Genomic DNA, 19,500 nt, shown 5'->3' on the forward strand with positions numbered 1-19,500 from the left:
GCGAATATTCTAATGAAGCGGCCGAATCACGGCCAGTCCTAATCGTCCCGAACAACAGCGAGTATTGGCAAGAATGGCGAAAAAAGGTTTTTTCTCCTGGCTGGGCTTTGGCAAAAAGAAAGACGAGCAGCCGGAAGAGACACAGGAACAGCAAACAGCCCATGATGCGGTGGAATCCGAAGCGGAAGCCGGTCATGGCGCGGAAGTGGAAGCGCAGCTGAAGCAGCAGGAAGCCGAGGCGCGGGCGGAAGAGGCCCGTCTGGCAGCCGAGGCCAAGGCGGCGGAAGAGGTCCGTCTGGCAGCCGAAGCGAAGGCGGCGGAAGAAGCGCGCCTCGCGGCCGAAGCCAAAGCGGCGGAAGAGGCCCGTCTGGTGGCCGAAGCGAAGGCGGCGGAAGAAGCGCGTCTGGCGGCCGAAGCGAAAGCGGCGGAAGAGGCGCGCCTCGCGGCCGAAGCCAAAGCGGCGGAAGAGGCCCGTCTGGCGGCCGAAGCGAAAGCGGCGGAAGAGGCGCGTCTGGCGGCCGAAGCCAAAGCGGCGGAAGAGGCGCGGCTGGCGGCCGAAGCGAAGGCAGCGGAAGAAGCGCGCCTCGCGGCGGAAGCCAAGGCGGCGGAAGAGGCGCGTCTGGCGGCCGAAGCCAAAGCCGCGGAAGAAGCTCACTTGGCGGCCGAGGCGAAAGCGGCGGAAGAAGCCCGCATTGCTGCAGAAAAAGCCGAGGAAGAAGCGCGGCAGGCGGTGGAAGAAGAGGCCCGCCTTGCGGCCGAAGCGGAAGCTGCCGAGCAGGAGCGCCTGGCCCGGGAGGCCGAAGAGCAGCAGCGTCTGGCCGCCGAGGAAGCCGCTCAGGCAGAAAAAGCACCGAAAAAGGGCTTTTTTGCCCGTCTTAAGGCCGGATTGCTTAAAACCCGGCAAAATCTGGGCTCGGGCTTCTTTGGCCTGTTCCGCGGCAAGAAGATTGACGACGATCTGTTTGAAGAGCTGGAGACCCAGCTGCTGACCGCCGATCTGGGGGTGGAAACCACCATGTCGATCATCGACAACCTGACCAGCCAGGCCAGCCGCAAGCAGCTCAAGGACGGCGAAGCCCTGTATGAGCTGCTGAAGGAAGAAATGGGCGAGATTCTCGCCAAGGTCGACCAGCCGCTGGAAATCAACAGCGAGCACAAGCCCTACGTGATCCTGATGGTGGGCGTGAACGGGGTGGGTAAGACCACCACCATCGGCAAGCTGGCCCGCCAGTTCCAGGCCGAGGGCAAGTCGGTGATGCTGGCCGCCGGCGATACTTTCCGCGCCGCCGCGGTGGAGCAGCTGCAGGTGTGGGGCGAGCGCAACGACATTCCGGTGATCGCCCAGCACACCGGCGCCGATGCCGCCTCCGTGATTTATGACGCGGTGGAAGCCGCCCGTGCCCGCAAGGTGGATGTGCTTATTGCCGATACCGCCGGTCGCCTGCAGAACAAGGCGCACCTGATGGAAGAGCTGAAGAAAATCGTGCGGGTGATGCAGAAAATCGACCCCGCCGCGCCCCACGAGATCATGCTGACCCTGGACGCCGGCACCGGTCAGAACGCCCTCAGCCAGGCCAAGATCTTTAACGATGCCGTGCCCATTACCGGTATTACCCTGAGCAAGCTGGACGGCACCGCCAAGGGCGGGGTGATTTTTGCCGTGGCCGACAAGTTCGGCATTCCCATTCGCTATATCGGCGTGGGCGAGAAAATCGACGATTTGCGTCCCTTTAATGCCTCCGAATTTATCGAGGCGCTTTTCAGCCGGGAAGACTAAATGATCCGCTTTGAGCAGGTTAGCAAGGTATACAGCGGCGGCTTTCAGGCGCTGCAAAAAGTCAGCTTTCATTTAAACAAGGGTGAAATGGCGTACCTTACCGGCCACTCCGGGGCCGGTAAAAGCACCCTGCTCAAGCTGATCAGCGTGATGGAACGGCCCAGCGACGGCCAGGTGTTTTTCAACGGCCGCAATGTCAGCCGCATCGCCCGCCGCGACATTCCCTTTGTGCGCCGGCGCATCGGCATGATTTTTCAGGACCACCACCTGATCAACGGTCGCACCGTGTTTGACAACGTGGCGCTGCCGCTGGTGATTGAAGGCTACAGCCATCACGACATTCAGCGCCGGGTCTCGGCCGCCCTCGACAAGGTGGGCCTGCACGGCAAGGATCGTTACTTTCCTCCCATGCTCTCCGGCGGTGAGCAGCAGCGGGTGGGCATTGCCAGGGCCATCGTCAACAAGCCGCTGCTGCTGCTGGCGGACGAGCCCACCGGCAACCTGGATCCCGAGCTGTCCATGGACATTCTGCGGCTGTTCGAGTCCTTTAACCGGGTGGGGGTGAGCGTGCTCATCGCCACTCACGACACCGGCCTTATCAATTCCCAGCGTTACCGCACCCTGCGGCTGAACGCCGGACGCATGCAGGAGGAGGTGGCATGAGCGGCACTCACAAGCTGGGCTGGCACCGGCGCCTGATCATGTACTGGGTCGATCACCTGCGTCAGCTGTTTGCCAGCCTGGGCGAGTTGTGGCGCACACCGCTCAGCTCGCTGATGACCATTGCCGTGCTGGGCGTCAGCCTGGCGCTGCCGGCGAGCTTTTACGTGCTGCTGAAAAACGCCGAGTCGGTGAGCAGCTTCTGGCAGAGTCAGGCGCAGATCAGCCTTTATCTCAAGCAAAACAGCGGTGAAGATCAGGTAAAGGCGTTGCAGACCCGGCTGGAAGGCATGAGCGAGATTCGTCAGGTCACCTACATCAGCCCGGAGCAGGGCCTGGCCGATTTCAGCGGTGCCGCCGGCTTTGCCGAGGCGCTGGACTTGCTTGAGCAAAACCCGCTGCCGGCGGTGCTGATCCTGAACCTGTCGGAAAGCGGTCGCCAGCCCGACATGGCCGAACTGTTGCTGGCCGACATGAATGCCGAGCCCTTGGTGGCCACGGCCCGCCTCGACATGGCCTGGCTGGCCCGGCTGTCGGGCATAGTGGAGCTGCTGCGTCAGGCGGTGGTGGGCATGGCGGTGCTGCTGCTGGCCGGCGTGCTGCTGGTGGTGAGCAACACCCTGCGGCTCAACATTCTCAGCTGCCGTTACGAAATTGAAGTGATGAAGCTGGTGGGCGCCACCGACGGCTTCATTCACAGACCCTTTCTTTATGTGGGGCTGTGGTACGGCATTATCGGCGGCCTGCTGGCTTGGTGGCTGACCCTGATCATGGTGTTCTGGCTCAGTCACAAGGTCAGTGCCCTGGCGGCGCTGTATCAGAGTGACTTTTCACTGCTGGGTCTGGACCTGAACGAAAGCCTGCTGTTGGTGCTGACTGGCACCCTTTTAAGCCTGCTGGCATCCGGTTTTTCCGTGCGCCGTCACATAAGAGCCATAGAGCCGGCTTGAACCTTGCGGGCAGACTGTGGTCTTATGGGAGCAGCACAGCAGGGTGCTTCCCTTGACTTTTCATGGTGAATCCATAAATTTTCACTCGCCGGCAACCGGCCGGCCGAGTCAGTAAAGTCATTGCAGGGGAACAACCGAAGCCGTTCACACGGAGTCATGTAATGAACACGAGTTTGATGACGACAGATTTTCAGCGCCACTTTGCCCTGGTTCCCCAGGGCAGCCTGGAGGCCTATATCCAGGCGGTGAACACCATTCCCGTGCTCAGCGCGGAAGAAGAAAAGTCCCTGGCCGAGCGGTTGCAGAACGAAGGCGACCTGGCCTCGGCCCGTCAGCTGGTGATGTCACATCTGCGCTTTGTGGTGCATATCGCCAAGAGCTACGCCGGCTATGGCCTGCCTCAGGCGGATCTGATCCAGGAAGGCAATATCGGCCTGATGAAGGCGGTCAAGCGCTTTGATCCGGCGGTGGGCGTGCGCCTGGTATCCTTTGCGGTGCACTGGATCAAGGCCGAAATCCACGAATATGTGCTGCGCAACTGGCGCGTGGTCAAGGTGGCCACCACCAAGGCCCAGCGCAAGCTGTTCTTTAATCTGCGCAAGTCCAAAAAGCGCCTGGGCTGGTTCAATCAGCAGGAAGTGAACCGGGTGGCCGAGGATCTGGGGGTGTCACCTTCAGAAGTGCTGGAGATGGAATCCCGCATGAGCGCCCAGGATCAGGCCTTTGATCTGGCATCCGACGACGACGAGCGCGAAGGCAGTTTTTCCCCGGTACACTATCTGGAAGACAAGAGCTCCGACGTGGCCACCCAGGTGGAAGAAGCCAACTGGGAGCAGGCCGCCAGCAGCCGCCTGCGTGCCGCCCTTAACACCCTGGATGAGCGCAGCCAGCGCATTATTCAGGCCCGCTGGCTCGACGAAGACGACAAGACCACGCTGCAGAGCTTGGCCGATGAATACGGTGTGTCTGCCGAGCGTATTCGCCAGCTGGAAAAAACCGCATTGAAAAAACTCAAGGCTGCCATGGACGCATAAGCCGGCAGGCTGTTTGTTGATTTTCCGGTGTTTAAAGGCCCCTCGCGGGCCTTTTTTCCGCCTACCTTATACATATCCCACACAACATGGCAGGTAGTAATCCATGAAAGAACTGAAGCATCTGTTTGACAACAACCGGGACTGGTCCGAGCGAATCAAGAAAGAAGATCCGACCTTTTTTGAACAACTGTCGCTGCAGCAGGCGCCGGAATACCTGTGGATTGGCTGCTCCGACAGCCGGGTACCGGCCAACCAGCTCACCGGCCTGCTGCCCGGTGACGTGTTCGTGCACCGCAACGTGGCCAACCTGGTGGTGCATACGGACTTCAACTGCCTGTCGGTGGTACAATACGCCGTTGAAGTACTCAAGGTGAAGCACATCATCATCTGCGGCCACTACGGCTGCGGCGGTGTGCTGGCGGCCATGCAGAACAAGGAGCTGGGACTCATTGACAACTGGCTGCGCAACATCAAGGACATCTGTCACAAGCACGAAGACACCCTGAACGCCATCGAAGATCAGCAGATCAGGGAAGATCGCATGTGCGAGCTGAATGTGGCCGAGCAGGTGTCCAACCTGTGTCATACCACCATAGTGCAGAACGCCTGGAAACAGGGCCAGCCCCTGTCCGTGCACGGCTGGATTTATGGCATCAAGGACGGCCGTCTGCACGATCTGGACATGTGTATTTCGGGTATGGATCAAATTCCCGATGTGTATCGTGTGTTCCGTCAGCGAGTGCTGGGCGAAGAACAAAAATAACTGATTAGGAAATTTTCATGAGACGTGAACTGGCCATCGAATTTTCCCGGGTGACCGAAGCGGCCGCACTGGCCGGCTACAAGTGGCTGGGCCGGGGCGACAAGAACATTGCCGACGGCGCCGCCGTGGCGGCCATGCGTCATGTGCTGAACGAGATCGAGATCAGCGGCGAAGTGGTGATTGGCGAGGGTGAAATCGATGAGGCCCCCATGCTCTATATCGGCGAAAAGGTCGGTCAGGGCGGCGACGAAGTCGATATTGCCGTGGATCCCATTGAGGGCACCCGCATGACCGCCATGGGCCAGTCCAACGCCCTGGCGGTGATGGCGGTGGGCGAAAAGGGCGCCTTTTTGCGTGCTCCCGACATGTATATGGAAAAGCTGATTGTCGGTGCCGGCGCCAAGGGTGCCATCGATCTGAACAAGTCCATTGAGCAGAACATCAAGTCGGTGGCAAAGGCACTGAACAAGCCGCTGTCGCGTTTTACCGTGATCACCCTGGCCAAGCCCCGCCACGACAAGGCCATCAAGACCATGCAGGCCCTGGGCGTGCGGGTGTTCGCTATTCCCGACGGTGACGTGGCCGCCTCCATTCTGGCCTGCATTCCCGAAAGCGAAGTGGACATGCTCTACGGCGTGGGCGGTGCCCCCGAAGGGGTGATCTCCGCCGCCGTGGTGCGCTCCCTGGACGGTGACATGCAGGCCCGCCTGCTGCCCCGTTACGAGGTCAAGGGGCCGAACGAGGAAAATCTGGCCGCCGGCCAGGCCGAAATCGAACGCTGCAAGCAAATGGGCATCGAAGTGGGTACCGTGCTCAAACTGGAAGACATGGCGCGCACCGACAACGTCATCTTCTCCGCCACCGGCATCACCAAGGGTGATCTGCTGGAAGGCATCAGCAGCGACGGCAACTATGCCCACACCGAGACCCTGGTGATCCGTGGCAAGTCACGTACCGTGCGCCGCATTCGCTCCACGCATATTCTGTCGCGCAAGGATCAGAAGCTGCAGGAAATCATTCTGTAATTCACACTTGCCGTGAACGACAGCCTTCAGGAGCCCGGTCAGCGTACCGGGCTCTTTTTTTATGGGAGAACGGCATGCGGCTGCTGTGGTTACGCAACGATTTACGACTGGACGATCATTCGGGCTGGCAACGGCTGGCGGATTACTCGGGGGATGCGGCGGCGGTCTTTATACTGCCCGCTCACTGGCGGGCAACCGATAAAGACGGGCTGCACCGGCTGGGCGCGGCCAGAGCGGCCTATCTGCAGCAGGCGCTGGCTGACCTGAGCGAGCGGCTGGCAACCTTTCCGCTCACTCTGCTGGAAGGGGACCCGGTGGCACTGCTGCTGGCCTGGCACCGGCAGCAGCCCTTTGAGCTGGTCACTCATGCCGCCCAGGCGCCGGAAGAGGCCGACTGGCTGACCCGGCTGAGTGACGCCGGTGTGCCCCTGCATACTTTTGAGGCCCAGCCGCTGTTTGACCCCCAGCAGGTTGAGCCGTTATTTACGGCGTTTCCCGCCAGCTTCACCGGCTTTCGCAAACAGGTGGAGAAAAAACCGGCCTGGCCGGTGCCGGCGCCGCAACCGGCCATGGATGTGAGCGGGCTGCGGGCGGCGGCTTGCCACTTGACCACCGGCATTCACTGGCCCGCGGCGCCGGGTGCACCGGCCCATCCGGCCTGGCTGGGGGGCGAAACGGCGGCACGGGGCTGGCTGCACCATTACCTGTTTGAGCAACGGGCCCTCACCCATTACAAGGCCAGCCGCAACGAGCTGACCGGCCGCTATTTTTCCAGTCACCTTAGCGCCGCCCTGGCCTGGGGCTGCCTCTCACCCCGTGCCGTGTGGCATCGAATCCTGGCGTACGAGCAGCAGTGGGGCAGTGACGAGCACAGCTACTGGCTGCGTTTTGAGCTGTTGTGGCGGGAGTATTTTCATTGGTCGCTGCGGGTACACGGCAGCCAGCTGTTCGCCGCCGGCGGCCTTACCGGCAAGGCGGTGACTGGCGTTTTTAATGCCGAATACTGGCAGGCCTGGTGCCAGGCCCGCACCGGCTGGCCGATGATAGATGCCGGCTTAAAGGAGCTGGTCACCACCGGGTTTTGCTCCAACCGGCTGCGGCAGAACCTGGCCAGTTGTTTTATTCACGAGCTGGGGCTGGACTGGCGGCTGGGGGCGCGCTTTTTTGAGCAGCATCTGGTGGACTTTGATGTGGCCAGCAACTGGGGCAACTGGGCCTACATTGCCGGTGCCGGCCACGATCCGCGCCAGGGGCGCCACTTCAGCCCGCACCGGCAATGGCGCCAGTACGATCCCGGGCTCACTCACCTGCACCAGTGGCTGCCCGAGCTGGGCCCGGTCACCCTGGAGCAGGTGGAACGCCACCAGCGCGGCGAGCAATTACTGAATTACCCGGCACCCCTGGTGCTGCTTGAGTGTTGAGGCTTTTGCCTTCAGGCTCCGTTATGCATTCCCACGTAGAGCGTGGGAATGAGGCGGACGAATCGCAAATGGGCTATGAGCGTAGTGCATCATCAGAATTCCGCAGCCGGCTTTGTATTGGAATTCGCTGCGCTCATTCGCAACCTACTAATGACGAAAACTGGCAGTCAGCTTTGAAGCTCCATGAAACAGAAGCGTAGGTTGGCGATGAGCGTAGCGAATCCCAACAATGTGGTCCGACGAACCGCACGGCGCCGTAGGTTTAACCTTTTTCCTGCTGGCTGCCTTTGGTCAGGGCGGCAGGGTCCAGCAGTTCACGCAGTTCGGCTTCGGAGAGATCGGTTTCTTCCAGCGCCACTTCCATAATGGGGCGGCACTCGGCATAGGCCTTTTTGGCGATGTCCGCCGCCTTGGCATAGCCGATCACCGGGTTCAGCGCCGTCACCAGTATGGGGTTGCGGGCCAGGTGCTCGGCGATATGCGACTCGTTGACGGTAAAGCCGTCGATGGCCTCCGCCAGCAGCGGCGCGCAGTTGGCCAGCAGTTTCATCATGGTCAGCAGGTTGCTGGCCACCAGCGGCAGCATCACATTGAGCTGAAAGTTGCCCGACTGGCCCGCCACCGTGTTGGCGGCGTCCAGGCCGATCACCTGGGCCGCCACCATGGCCACCGCCTCGGGCACCACCGGATTGACCTTGCCGGGCATGATCGACGAGCCCGGCTGCAGCGCCGGCAGCTGGATCTCGGCCAGACCGGTAAGCGGGCCCGAGTTCATCCAGCGCAGGTCGTTGGCGATTTTCATCAGCGCCACCGCCAGGGTCTTGAGCTGGCCCGACAGCTCCACCGCCGTGTCCTGGCAGCTCAGGCTGTAGAAATAGTCTTCCGCCGGACAAAAGTCCTGGCCGGTGTGCTCATTGAGATAGTCGCAGGCCAGCCGGGCCTGGCGCGGATCGGCGTTGATGCCGGTACCGATGGCGGTGCCCCCCAGCGCCAGTTGCTGCAACCGGCTCTGCAGCCCCTGCAGCCGGTCACGGCCATACTGCACCTGAGTGGCCCAGCCCCCCAGCTCCTGATCAAAACGCAGGGGCATGGCGTCCATCAGATGGGTGCGGCCGGTTTTCACCTTGTCCTGCAGGCGTTCGCCCTTGCCGAACAGGGTTTGCTCCAGCTGGTGCAGGGCCGGCAGCAGTTCCCGGCTGAAGGCGAGGGCGGCGCTGACGTGAATGGCGGACGGGATCACGTCGTTGGAGCTCTGGCCCATGTTGACGTCGTCGTTGGGATGCACCGGCTTGCCCAGATGCCGGCTGGCCAGATGGGCCAGCACTTCGTTGACGTTCATATTGGTGCTGGTGCCCGAGCCGGTCTGAAACACGTCCACCGGAAAGGCGTCATCGTGCTTGCCGGCGACCACCTCGTGGGCGGCATGCACGATGGCGTCAGCCTTGTCCTGGCCCAGCCGGCCCAGATCCCCGTTGGCGTGGGCGCAGCCGGCCTTGAGCAGGGCCAGGGCATGAATAAAGGCGGGAGGCAGGGGCTGACCCGAAATGGGGAAGTTGTTGATGGCGCGCTGGGTCTGGGCACCGTAGAGGGCCTTGGCCGGTACCTCTATCTTGCCCATGGAATCCCGTTCGATGCGTGTTTTCATTGTTCCCCCTCTGTTTCAAGACCGTCAGGTTACAGGGAACAGCTTAGCACTCCGCCTTTTTGCTGAAAGCCGCAGGCGGTGAAAAAGGCCGTCAGCGCCGTGGCGTCACCGGCGGGCAGCCCGGCAACATTCAGCTCCAGCCGGGAGATGCCGTTTGCCCTGGCGTCGGCTTTCAGCTGGTGCAGCAGCTCGCTGCCCACGCCCCGGCGCCGGGTAATGTCCCGCACCGCGAAAAAGCCGATGTGCTCATCCTGGCGCCAGGCCAGGGCCACGGCGCGGTCGTTAAAGGTGGCCAGCAGAAAGGCCTGACCTGCGGGCAGGATGTGGTCCTGCAGAATGAGCTCCGCATGGGCTCTGTGCCGCTCGGGCAGTTGAGTAAGGTGATGTACGGTGAGACGCATAATGCCGCTCCTTAGCCATAAAAACCGGCATTCTAGCATGAGGTGAGTTCGACAAACGGGCCGTTCGGCGGCATTATGGCGCGGTATTTTTCAGGCGGTATATCCGCCCCTTAAAGGAGAGGATGGATGGAATGCCGGCCCAACTGCGGCGCCTGCTGCATTGCTCCCAGCATCAGTGCGCCCCTGCCGGGCATGCCAAATGGCAAGCCGGCGGGGGTGCCCTGTGCTCATTTGCTGGCCGACATGCGTTGCGAGCTGTTCGGCAAGCCCGAGCGGCCGGCGCTGTGCGCCCGTTTTAATCCTGCAGATGACGTGTGCGGCACCAGCCGGGACAATGCCATCTGGCTGATCAGCGAGCTGGAGGCGGCGACGGCTTAACCCCGTTGCAGCCAGGGCAGGGGATCGATGGCCTGACCCCGGTAGCGGATTTCAAAATACAGTCCGGGTTTTTCCTGACCGCCGCTTTCACCGCTCAGGGCGATGGCCTGGCCGGCCCTGACCTTGTCCCCTGCGTTCAGCAGCAGTGATTGATTGTGGCCGTACAGGCTCAGATAGCCCTTGCCGTGGTCGATCACCATCACCATGCCAAAGCCGTTGAGCCAGTCGGCGTACACCACCTGTCCATTGGCCACGGCGCTCACTTCCCGCCCGGCGGGAGCGCCGATCAGCAGGCCCTTCCAGTTCAGCTGGCTGGTGCGGGCGGCGCCAAAGCGGTGCAGCAGCGAGCCTTTCAGCGGCCAGGGCAGGCTGCCTTTGGTGAGGCCGCCAAAGTTGCCGTGAGTCTTGGCCACCACCGGGGTGTGGCCCGAGGGGCCGGGCTGAGTGCGGGCCGCGGCCAGTCGTTCCTGTTCCCGGCGTTCGCGCTCACGTCGTTCCTGCTCACGGCGGGCCCGCTCGGCGGCGGCCTTGATCTGCTGCTCCAGGTGGCTGGCGGCCTGCTTCAGGTTGGCCAGCCGGCGGTTGCCCTGCTCCAGCCGGGCATTGATTTTTTTGGCGGTCTGGTTGCGCTCGTGCTGGCGTTGTTGCAGGGATTGCTGCTGCTGTTGCTGGCCGGCCAGCAACTCCTTCAGTTGCGCGCGACTCTGTTCGGCCTGGCGACGGTTATCGGCCAGCTGGCGGCGAATGTCGGCGAGCCGGTGCAGGGCATCGGCCCGGGCCTGGTTGAGGTGGGCGTAATAATGCAGCAGGCGGTCGATGTCGCTGCTGTTCTGACCGTTGAGCAGCAGCTTGAGGTAGTCGTGGCGGCCATTCTGATAGGCGGCGCGCAGCTGGGTGGCCAGCTGGTGGCGCTGTTCGTCGGCCTGGCGGTTAAGGGACTGGTGCTCCTGTTCAAGCCGGGCCAGCTTCCGCTCGTTGTCTTTCAGCCTGTTTTGCGTCTGATTCAGTTCCCGGGCCAGGGCGGAAATGGCCTTTTCGTCCTTGGCCAGCTGTTGCTGCAGCGCCTTCAGTTCGCGCTGCTGGGCCTGAATGTCCTGCTGCTGACTGGCAATCTGGCCCTTTACGTTCTTCAGATCCTTGCTGTCGTCCGCCCATGCGCAAGCACCGGCCATCAGGCCGGTGCTCAGCAGTAACGAAACAATCAGTCTTTGTGCGCCCATAGGGCTCAGATTATTTCAGAACCATCAGGGGCTTGCCAGTCATTTGCGGCGGGATTTCCATCCCCATCAGGGTCAGCATGGTCGGCGCCAGATCCGACAGCCGGCCGCCCTCTACCGGGGTGGCATCTCGGCCGATGTAGATCAGCGGCACCGGCAGGTTGGTGTGGGCAGTGTGAACCTGTCCTGTTTCCGGGTTCACCATCTGTTCGGCATTGCCGTGATCGGCGGTGATCAGGGCTTCGCCACCTGTTTTTTCCAGGGCTTCGACCACCCGTCCCACTGAGCTGTCCACCGCCTCGCAGGCTTTTACTGCCGCTGCAAACACGCCGGTGTGGCCGACCATGTCGCCATTGGGGTAGTTGCAGATAATCACGTCGAACTCACCGCTTTCAATGGCCTCCACCAGTTTGTCGGTGAGCTGCCCGGCGCTCATTTCCGGCTGCAGATCATAGGTGGCCACCTTGGGGCTGGGGATGAGTTCCCGCTGCTCGCCCGTAAAGCATTCCTCGATGCCGCCGTTAAAGAAGAAGGTCACATGGGCATATTTCTCGGTTTCCGAGATGCGCAACTGGGTCTTGTCGTGTTTTGCCAGCCATTCCCCAAGGGTATTCTCCAGGCGCTCTGGCGGATAGGCGCAGCTGGTGTGAATGTCGGCGGCGTATTCGGTGAGCATCACAAAGTCGGACAGCGCCGGACGAGCCTTGCGCTCAAAGCCGGTGAAGTCATCTTCCACAAAGGCGCGAGTCAGCTCCCGGGCCCGGTCGGCGCGGAAATTCATAAAGATAATGGCGTCACCGTCCTGCATGGAGACCGGCTCACCCACTACCGTGGCCTTGATGAACTCGTCGTTCTCGTCCCGGTCGTAGGCCGCCTGCAGGGCGCTTACACCACTGGCGGCGCTGTATTCAGCCTGGCCCTGAGTCAGCAGGTTGTAGGCGGTTTCTACCCGCTCCCAGCGGTTGTCGCGATCCATGGCGTAGTAACGGCCGATCACCGAGGCCAGCCGGCCCTTGCCCAGTTTTGTAAACAAACCGTCAAAACGTTCGAGTGTACTCCGGGCTGAGCGGGGAGCCACATCGCGACCGTCGAGAAAGGCGTGCAGGTAGATTTGTTCGGCGCCCCGGGCGGCGGCCAGCTCAATCATGGCGGCAATGTGATCTTCATGGCTGTGCACGCCGCCCGGCGACAGCAGGCCCATAATGTGCACTGCCCGGCCCTTGCCGACGGCGCTGTCCACGGCCCGGGTCAGGGCCGGGTTGGTAAAGAAATCGCCGTCTTTAATGGCCTTGCCGATGCGGGTGAAGTCCTGATAGACAATGCGACCGGCGCCAATATTGACGTGGCCCACCTCGGAGTTGCCCATCTGCCCGTCGGGCAGGCCCACGTCGTCGCCGGAGGTGGAAATCAGGGTGGAAGGGCGGGTTTGCATCAGCTGATCGAGCACCGGGGTACGGGCGGTGTGAATGGCGTTATGTTCGGTTTTTTCGCTGTACCCCCAGCCGTCGAGAATCAGCAGTACCAGGGGCTTTTTGGTCGAGTTCATGGTGTAACCCTATATCTTTATTTGAAGTGTAATGCGATGAAAACTGAAACTGTGCGTCATATTACTACAATTGCCGAATTGGTCACCAGACAAGGGGCAGGGGTATTTGCCATTGGGTGATCCGGGCCGCGTTTGCGCGGGGGCGGGCGGCTGTTATTTGCCGAGTCCCCATGTATACTCGGGCTTTTCCGTCTTTTGAATCGCAAGAAGTAACATCATGCAAGAGTATCTCGACTTTGCCGCCCGGCATCCGTTGCTGACCATGGTCTGGCTGGGCCTGGCCTCGGCGGTGGTGTACACCTCGATTATTTCCCGCCTGTCAAAGGTAAAGGTGGTACCGGCCCAGGAAGCGGTCATGCTGATCAACAAGCAGAATGCCGCCGTGGTCGACATTCGTCCGGCGGAAGAATTCCGCAAGGGTCACATTGCCGGTGCCGTCAACGTGCCCAATACCCAGCTCAAGGCCAACAACCTGAACCTGATCGAGAAATACAAGGACAAGCCCCTGGTACTGGTGTGCGAAAGCGGCATGACCACCGCCAGCGCCGGCCGTCTGCTGAGCAAGGCCGGTTTCAGCCAGATTTTCACCCTGAGGGGCGGCATGACCGACTGGCGTACCCAGAACCTGCCGGTCACCAAGCGTTAATTTTTACCACCCATTGAGCAAAAGGATATTTTCATGGCCGAAGAAGCAAATGGCGCCGATGCCCAGGCGCAACAGCAGGTAGAATTTCAGATCCAGCGCATCTACCTGAAGGATGTGTCTTTTGAAGCGCCGGGCACCCCCCTGGTGTTTCAGAAGGAGTGGAAGCCCGAGGTCAAGCTGGATCTCGACACCAAGAGCGCCCGCCTGGGTGACAACGTGTTTGAAGTGGTGCTGACCCTGACCGTGACCTGCAACATGGGCGAAAACGAAACCGTTTACCTGTGTGAAATTCAGCAGGCCGGCGTGTTCACCATCGGCAACATGGCCGAGCCTCAGCTGGCCCACTGCCTGGGTTCCTTCTGCCCCAACATTCTGTTCCCCTATGCCCGCGAGACCGTGTCCAGCCTGGTGAACAAGGGTTCCTTCCCGCAGCTGAATCTGGCGCCGGTGAATTTTGACGCCCTGTTTGCCGCCCATGTGCAGCGTGCGCAGCAACAGCAAGCACCGCAGGCCGACGCCTGATGAAAGACGCCGCCATCAGTGTGCTGGGGGCCGGTTCTTACGGCACGGCCCTGGCCATCGCACTGGCCCGCAACGGCCACCGCACCTTGCTGTGGAGCCACAGGCCCGAGCAGGTTGCAGCGCTGGCGGCGGATCGCTGCAACCGGGTATTTCTGCCCGACGCCACCTTTCCCGACAGTCTGGAGCCCGAGGCGGATTTGCAACGGGCGGTGCAGGCCAGCCGTGATCTGCTGATTGTGGTGCCCAGCCATGTGTTTGCCGAAGTGCTGCGCCGGGTAAAGCCCTTTCTGCGTCCCGACAGCCGCATTGCCTGGGCCACCAAGGGGCTGGATCCGGCCACCGGTAACCTGTTGCAGGAGGTGGCCAGAGATATTCTCGGTGAGGAGCGCTCACTGGCGGTATTGTCCGGCCCCACCTTTGCAAAAGAGCTGGCCATGGGCCTGCCTACCGCCATTTCGCTGGCGTCTACCGATCCGCAATTTGCTCAGGAGCTGGCGGATCTGGTGCACTGTGATCGTTCGTTCCGGGTCTATCTGAACGACGACATGACGGGTCTGCAACTGGGCGGTGCGGTCAAGAACGTGATCGCCATTGGTGCCGGTCTGGCAGATGGTCTGGGCTTTGGCGCCAATGCCCGTACCGCGCTCATTACCCGTGGGCTGGCTGAGCTGCAGCGTCTGGGTGTGGCTCTGGGGGCCCAGCAGGAGACCTTTATGGGCATGGCCGGCCTGGGCGATCTGGTGCTTACCTGCACCGACAACCAGTCCCGTAACCGTCGTTTTGGCTTGGCCCTGGGTCAGGGCAAAAGCGTGGATAGCGCCATGGCCGAGATCGGTCAGGTGGTGGAGGGTTACCGCAACGCCGCCGAAGTGCATCAGCTGGCTGACCGCCACGGCGTGGAAATGCCGATCTGCGATCAGGTCTATCGAGTGCTGTATGAAGGCAAGAACGCCAGGGAAGCCGCCATTGACCTGCTGAGCCGGGACCGCAAGGCGGAATAACATGTAGGCCCCGATTTATCGGGGCTGTGGTGCTGCGGGCCGCTCTTATTGCCCGGTTAAAACCGGGCCTACAAGGCGACTATATTGCACCGAAACAAAAAGAGGAGCCCTTGTGGCTCCTCTTTTGCGTTCCGGCAAACCGAACTCAGTAGTAGGAGTGGTCGCCGCGCTCGTGCTCGGTAGCGTCGCGCACGCCGTTGAGCTCGCCCGGGAACAGCTCGAGCAGTTGCTTCTCGATGCCTTCCTTCAGGGTGACGTCCACCATGGAGCAACCGTTGCAGCCGCCGCCAAATTGCAGAATGGCGAGGCCGTCTTCGGTGATTTCGGTCAGTACCACCTTGCCGCCATGGTTGGCCAGGCCCGGGTTAATCTGGGACTGCAGCACGTATTCCACCCGGTCGGCCAGAGGAGCGTCGTCTGGCACCTTGCTCATCTTGGCGTTGGGCGCTTTCAGAGTCAGCTGGGAGCCCATCTGATCGGTAACGAAGTCGATTTCGGCCTCTTCCAGGAAGGGCGCACTCTGGGCATCGACGAGGGCTTCAAAACCGTCGAACGGCAGGCGGGTGTCGTCGCTGTCCACCGCATCGGGAGGACAGTAGGAGACGCCGCACTCGGCATTGGGAGTACCGGGGTTTACCACAAAGACGCGAATATTGGTGCCTTCCGGCTGTTGCGACAGCAATTTGCGGAAGTGTCCCTGGGCGGTTTCGGAAATCGTAATCATTGCTATCCTCGTAAACCTGACTAAACAACTCAACTTTTAATCATACTCCTGTTGCCGGCGCTTGAATAGCCATCAGTGTTCAAGAGTGCGGCACACCGCCCAGACTTCCACCCGTTCCACTCCCTGAGCGCGCAGCAAGTGTGTCAGCTCGGTCATGGTGGCTCCCGTGGTGATCACGTCATCCAGCAGCGCAACATGACGATAGGGGCATGGGGCGGCGGCAAAGGCGCCGTGCAGGTTACGCCGGCGTTCCATTCTGCTCAGGTGTGTCTGTGATGGCGTGGACCGAATGCGGCGCAGCAGCCGGTTATCTATCTTCAGGCCCGGCAACTGCTGCAGACCCCGGGCAATTTCATCGGCCTGGTTATACCCACGGCGCAGCCGTCGCCACCAGTGCAGGGGTACCGGCAGCACCGCCTCGGGCCAGGGCGGCCCGAGACATTCCGCCAGCAAGCCCCCCAGCAGACGGCCGTTAAGTGTCCGGCCGTGGTACTTGAGATCGTGTATCAGCCGGCTCCATGGCTCTGTAAAGGGAGCCCGTACGCGCATACGCTGCCAGGGCGGTGGCTGTTTCTGACAGCGGCCACAGTGGGCATCGGCGACGGACAAGGGAAAAGCACAGCCCGGGCAGGGAAATGCCAGTGATGGCAGGTCCTGGCGACAGTATTCGCACAGCAGGGGAGCATGCTGGCAATTTTGCCGGCACAGTAAACACTGGCCCCACCACAGCGGGCCGGATTGTAAGCGGGTGAGCAGGCGCTTTATCATGATCCGGGATCAGTGAGGAATCATGTAATGAGTGTATATACAGAACAACACGGCCATGGCCCGGATCTTGTGCTGCTGCATGGCTGGGGCATGAACGGCGCGGTCTGGCGTGAGCTGGCGGCCCGCCTTGAAAGCGACTTTTGTCTTCATATCGTGGATCTGCCGGGCTTTGGTCACAGTGCGCCGCTGCCGGCCGGCAGCAGTCTTGCCGACTGGGCCGGCAGCGTGCTGGCTGCGGTGCCGGAGCGGGCCGCCTGGCTGGGCTGGTCTCTTGGAGGACTGGTGGCGACTCAGGCGGCACTGCAGGCGCCGGAACGCATCAGTGCGCTGATCACCCTGGCCAGTTCCCCCCGCTTTGTCAGTGAAGAAGGCTGGCCCGGCATAAAGCCCGAAGTGCTGAGCGGGTTTGAGCAACAACTGGCGGAGGATCATCACCAGGTGGTGAACCGGTTTCTGGCGCTGCAGGCCATGGGCAGTGAGCATGCCCGGGAGGATATTCGCCGGCTGCGTGACAGTCTGGCCAGCAAGCCGGCGCCGGATCCTCGGGCTCTGGCGGCCGGCCTGGGCCTGCTGGGCGAGGTGGATTTGCGGGCGCAGCTGGCCCAGCTCGATATGCCATTATTGCGTCTGTATGGGCGGCTCGACGGCCTGGTACCGCGCAAGGCGGCCGTGCTGACCGATGCGCTTGCACCGGCCAGTCAAAGCCATATTGAGCCCAAGGCATCCCATGCGCCCTTTATCTCTCATCCCGACGCCACCGCCGGGCAGATCCGTCGCTTTTTGCAGAAGCCGCACTGACCGGGCATAAAAGAGGGGCAGGGGCCATACTGGAAGGCGAACCGACACAAGGAGCGCTCCATGGCCAGTTACGACATTATCCTCAAACGCAGCGAGCCGGTGGCCGATGGCACCCTGGCGCTGTATTTCGACAAGCCGGACGGTTTTTCCTTCAGGGCCGGCCAGTGTGTGCGGCTGGTGCTGAAGGAGCCGCCGGAAACCGACGACGAGGGCAATGGCCGCATACTGTCACTGGCGTCGGCGCCGGCCGAGAGTGAACTGATGGTGGCCACCCGGCTGCGGGATACGGCGTTTAAACGGGTGCTGAAAGGTCTTGAACCGGGCGCCGAGCTGACGCTCAAGGGCCCTTACGGCGATTTTGTTCTGCCCGCCGCCAGTGATGTCCCTGTGGTGTTCATCACCGGCGGTATTGGCATTACCCCGGTGCGCAGCATGCTGTTGCAGGCGCTGGATGAAGGAAGCAGCTGCCCCATAACCCTGTTCTACGCCAACCGCAGCCTTGGCGATGCCGCGTTTCTGTTTGAGCTGCAGCAGGCCTGTGCCGGACGCAGCAACTGCGAGCTGGTGACCATCATGACTCAGGATACCGGCTGGCAGGGAGAACAGGGGCACCTGGATGAAGCCATGTTGCGCCGTCATGTGGTGAATCTGCAGGCGCCGCTTTACTACCTGGATGGCCCGCCCGGCCTGGTGAGCGCCATGAGATCTGTGCTGGCCGGCGCCGGGGTACCCGAAGACAGAGTGCGAACCGAGGAGTTCGCCGGTTATTAGCGACCTGGTACAGGCCGTGAAAATAGACCTGATTCGGCTCTGTGTGTAAAATTCGTGCTCTTTTTGTTGAACGACGAGATCACGCCATGGGCAGAGCCTATCAAAACCGCAAAGAATCCATCGCCAAGACCGCCAACGCCAAGAGCAAGGTCTACAGCAAGTACGGCCGCGAAATTTACGTGGTCGCCAAAGCGGGCGGCGCCGACCCCGATGGCAATCTGAGCCTGCGTGGTCTGATCGATCGCGCCAAGAAGGATCAGGTGCCCTCTCACGTGATTGAAAAGGCCCTGCAAAAGGCGACCAGCGGCGCCGGCGAAGACTTCTCTCCGGCCCGTTATGAAGGTTTTGGTCCGGGTAACTGTATGGTGATTGTGGACTGTCTCACCGACAATCCCAACCGCACCATCGGCGACGTGCGCCAGTGCTTCAACAAGGTCAAGGCCAAGCTGGGCAGCTCCGGCACCGTCAGTCACATGTTTGATCACTGCGCCATTCTGGTGTTTGAAGGCGACGATGAGGAAGCCGTACTGGAAGCCCTGATGATGGCCGACGTGGACGTGACCGACATCGAGCTGGAAGACGGCAAGATCACCGTGTTTGCCCCCAATACCGAATACTTCAAGGCCAAGCAGGCTCTGAGTGAAGCTTTCGAAGGCATCGACTTCGAGGTGGATGCCATTCAGTTTGTGCCCCAGACTACGGTGGAAATCAGTGGCGACGACGTGGCCCAGATGGAGCGCTTCCTCGACATGCTTAACGATGTGGACGACGTGCAGAACGTCTATCACAACGCCGAATACTGAATTCGCGACACAGCCGCTTTACAAAAACCCTCCTTCCGGAGGGTTTTTTTATTGTTGTTTAACGTGTCGTGGATCACATAATTGATAACAATATTTTTTATTTTGGTGAAAAAAAAGCCTTTCAAGGGGGGCTGTATGTGTCCTTCCCTGAGGTGTCTTGTGATGTATTTTTAATTATTAATCAACATCTTTTGTTTCGTTCCGGCTCTTTTGTTCGAGGCTTGCCCTGTATGGGTAAGCAAGGACAGGGATAATTTAAAATTCACATACATGTTTACAGATCGTTAACGACTGAACCATAATCCAATCGTTAACAATTTATCCGGTTAGCTGTAAACAAGGAGTCTGTATGCGGATCAAGATTATCAACCCCAACACCACCCAGGCGTTTACCGATGCGCTGCAGCAGCTCGCCGACAGCGTGGCCCGGCCCGATACCCAGGTGCTGGCGGTAAGCCCGGCCAGCGGTCCGGCCTCCATTGAAAGCTTTTACGACGAAGCCCTGGCGGTGCCCGGTGTGCTGGAAGAAGTGGCCAAGGGTGATCGGGAAGAAGACATCGACGCCTATGTGCTGGCCTGTTTCGGCGACCCCGGTCTGTATGCCGCCCGTGAGCTGACCGACAAGCCGGTGCTGGGCATTGCCGAGGCCG

21 protein-coding genes are annotated in these 19,500 nt (G+C 61.1%); 15 read left to right on the forward strand and 6 right to left on the reverse strand.

Features of this window, described 5'->3' with window-relative positions; genetic code table 11:
* The first annotated feature begins 73 nt into the window (after window positions 1–73).
* The 7 genes from ftsY (at window position 74) to DA373_RS09975 (ending at window position 7,630) form a co-directional block, all read left to right on the forward strand.
* Complete coding sequence (gene ftsY / locus DA373_RS09945; protein WP_107852155.1) at window positions 74–1,777, forward strand: signal recognition particle-docking protein FtsY; 1,704 nt, start codon at window positions 74–76, stop codon at window positions 1,775–1,777.
* Window positions 1,778–2,440, forward strand: a complete 663-nt coding sequence (gene ftsE, locus DA373_RS09950) for a cell division ATP-binding protein FtsE (protein ID WP_107852156.1) — start codon at window positions 1,778–1,780, stop codon at window positions 2,438–2,440.
* Complete coding sequence (gene ftsX, locus DA373_RS09955) at window positions 2,437–3,387, forward strand: permease-like cell division protein FtsX (RefSeq protein WP_107852157.1); 951 nt, start codon at window positions 2,437–2,439, stop codon at window positions 3,385–3,387. The genes ftsE and ftsX overlap by 4 nt, the downstream gene beginning before the upstream one ends.
* A 176-nt stretch (window positions 3,388–3,563) precedes the next feature.
* Entirely contained in the window at window positions 3,564–4,421 is an 858-nt protein-coding gene (gene rpoH / locus DA373_RS09960) for an RNA polymerase sigma factor RpoH (RefSeq protein ID WP_107852158.1), read from the forward strand.
* 103 nt (window positions 4,422–4,524) lie between these two features.
* Complete coding sequence (can, locus tag DA373_RS09965; RefSeq protein ID WP_107852159.1) at window positions 4,525–5,184, forward strand: carbonate dehydratase; 660 nt, start codon at window positions 4,525–4,527, stop codon at window positions 5,182–5,184.
* A 17-nt stretch (window positions 5,185–5,201) separates the two neighbouring features.
* A complete protein-coding gene (glpX, locus tag DA373_RS09970) occupies window positions 5,202–6,209 on the forward strand; it encodes a class II fructose-bisphosphatase (protein WP_107852160.1) in 1,008 nt (335 codons plus the stop codon).
* A gap of 74 nt (window positions 6,210–6,283) precedes the next feature.
* On the forward strand, window positions 6,284–7,630 hold the full coding sequence (locus tag DA373_RS09975) for a DASH family cryptochrome (RefSeq protein ID WP_107852161.1): 1,347 nt from the start codon (window positions 6,284–6,286) through the stop codon (window positions 7,628–7,630).
* A 262-nt stretch (window positions 7,631–7,892) separates the two neighbouring features.
* Here DA373_RS09975 and DA373_RS09980 read toward each other — a convergent pair whose 3' ends face one another.
* Together DA373_RS09980 and DA373_RS09985 are read right to left on the reverse strand one after the other, a co-directional pair.
* Window positions 7,893–9,275: a class II fumarate hydratase gene (locus DA373_RS09980; protein ID WP_107852162.1), complete on the reverse strand. Its 1,383-nt coding sequence runs from the start codon at window positions 9,273–9,275 to the stop codon at window positions 7,893–7,895.
* 29 nt (window positions 9,276–9,304) lie between these two features.
* On the reverse strand, window positions 9,305–9,676 hold the full coding sequence (locus DA373_RS09985; protein ID WP_107852163.1) for an acetyl-CoA sensor PanZ family protein: 372 nt from the start codon (window positions 9,674–9,676) through the stop codon (window positions 9,305–9,307).
* 126 nt (window positions 9,677–9,802) lie between these two features.
* Here DA373_RS09985 and DA373_RS09990 point away from each other — a divergent pair, with 126 nt between their 5' ends.
* Window positions 9,803–10,054 (forward strand): YkgJ family cysteine cluster protein, encoded by a 252-nt coding sequence (locus tag DA373_RS09990; protein ID WP_107852164.1) that lies wholly within the window; start codon window positions 9,803–9,805, stop codon window positions 10,052–10,054.
* Here DA373_RS09990 and envC read toward each other — a convergent pair.
* On the reverse strand, window positions 10,051–11,274 hold the full coding sequence (gene envC / locus DA373_RS09995; RefSeq protein WP_107852165.1) for a murein hydrolase activator EnvC: 1,224 nt from the start codon (window positions 11,272–11,274) through the stop codon (window positions 10,051–10,053). The two genes, DA373_RS09990 and envC, sit on opposite strands and share 4 nt — an antisense overlap.
* A 10-nt stretch (window positions 11,275–11,284) precedes the next feature.
* A complete protein-coding gene (gpmM, locus tag DA373_RS10000) occupies window positions 11,285–12,817 on the reverse strand; it encodes a 2,3-bisphosphoglycerate-independent phosphoglycerate mutase (protein WP_107852166.1) in 1,533 nt (510 codons plus the stop codon).
* Window positions 12,818–13,034: 217 nt separating this feature from the next.
* On the opposite strand from gpmM, the gene DA373_RS10005 reads away from it, so the two are divergent.
* Genes DA373_RS10005 through gpsA form a run of 3 tightly spaced genes read left to right on the forward strand, consistent with a single transcriptional unit; the run spans window position 13,035 to window position 14,986 of the window.
* Window positions 13,035–13,463, forward strand: coding sequence for a rhodanese-like domain-containing protein (locus DA373_RS10005; protein ID WP_107852167.1), 429 nt, complete (start codon window positions 13,035–13,037; stop codon window positions 13,461–13,463).
* A 33-nt stretch (window positions 13,464–13,496) separates the two neighbouring features.
* Window positions 13,497–13,985 (forward strand): protein-export chaperone SecB, encoded by a 489-nt coding sequence (gene secB, locus DA373_RS10010; protein WP_107852168.1) that lies wholly within the window; start codon window positions 13,497–13,499, stop codon window positions 13,983–13,985.
* Window positions 13,985–14,986, forward strand: a complete 1,002-nt coding sequence (gene gpsA, locus DA373_RS10015; RefSeq protein WP_107852169.1) for an NAD(P)H-dependent glycerol-3-phosphate dehydrogenase — start codon at window positions 13,985–13,987, stop codon at window positions 14,984–14,986. The genes secB and gpsA overlap by 1 nt, the downstream gene beginning before the upstream one ends.
* A gap of 145 nt (window positions 14,987–15,131) precedes the next feature.
* On the opposite strand, the gene nfuA is transcribed toward gpsA, so the two are convergent.
* Both nfuA and DA373_RS10025 read right to left on the reverse strand, forming a co-directional pair.
* Window positions 15,132–15,710, reverse strand: coding sequence for a Fe-S biogenesis protein NfuA (nfuA, locus tag DA373_RS10020; protein WP_107852170.1), 579 nt, complete (start codon window positions 15,708–15,710; stop codon window positions 15,132–15,134).
* A gap of 72 nt (window positions 15,711–15,782) precedes the next feature.
* Window positions 15,783–16,478, reverse strand: a complete 696-nt coding sequence (locus DA373_RS10025; RefSeq protein ID WP_107852171.1) for a ComF family protein — start codon at window positions 16,476–16,478, stop codon at window positions 15,783–15,785.
* 27 nt (window positions 16,479–16,505) lie between these two features.
* Between DA373_RS10025 and bioH the strand changes: the two genes are divergently transcribed.
* From bioH to DA373_RS10045, 4 genes are all read left to right on the forward strand, one after another.
* Window positions 16,506–17,276 carry a pimeloyl-ACP methyl ester esterase BioH gene (gene bioH, locus DA373_RS10030; protein WP_107852172.1) on the forward strand — a complete coding sequence of 257 codons (771 nt, stop codon included), beginning with the start codon at window positions 16,506–16,508 and terminating at the stop codon, window positions 17,274–17,276.
* Between the two features lie 60 nt (window positions 17,277–17,336).
* Window positions 17,337–18,047, forward strand: coding sequence for a ferredoxin--NADP reductase (locus DA373_RS10035; protein ID WP_107852173.1), 711 nt, complete (start codon window positions 17,337–17,339; stop codon window positions 18,045–18,047).
* Window positions 18,048–18,133: 86 nt separating this feature from the next.
* Window positions 18,134–18,850, forward strand: a complete 717-nt coding sequence (locus DA373_RS10040) for a YebC/PmpR family DNA-binding transcriptional regulator (RefSeq protein WP_107852174.1) — start codon at window positions 18,134–18,136, stop codon at window positions 18,848–18,850.
* A 349-nt stretch (window positions 18,851–19,199) separates the two neighbouring features.
* Window positions 19,200–19,500: aspartate/glutamate racemase family protein (locus tag DA373_RS10045; RefSeq protein WP_232821245.1), on the forward strand; the 301-nt coding region annotated here is incomplete at its 3' end.

This window comes from Oceanimonas marisflavi, assembly GCF_003049725.1.
Classification (GTDB): domain Bacteria; phylum Pseudomonadota; class Gammaproteobacteria; order Enterobacterales; family Aeromonadaceae; genus Oceanimonas; species Oceanimonas marisflavi.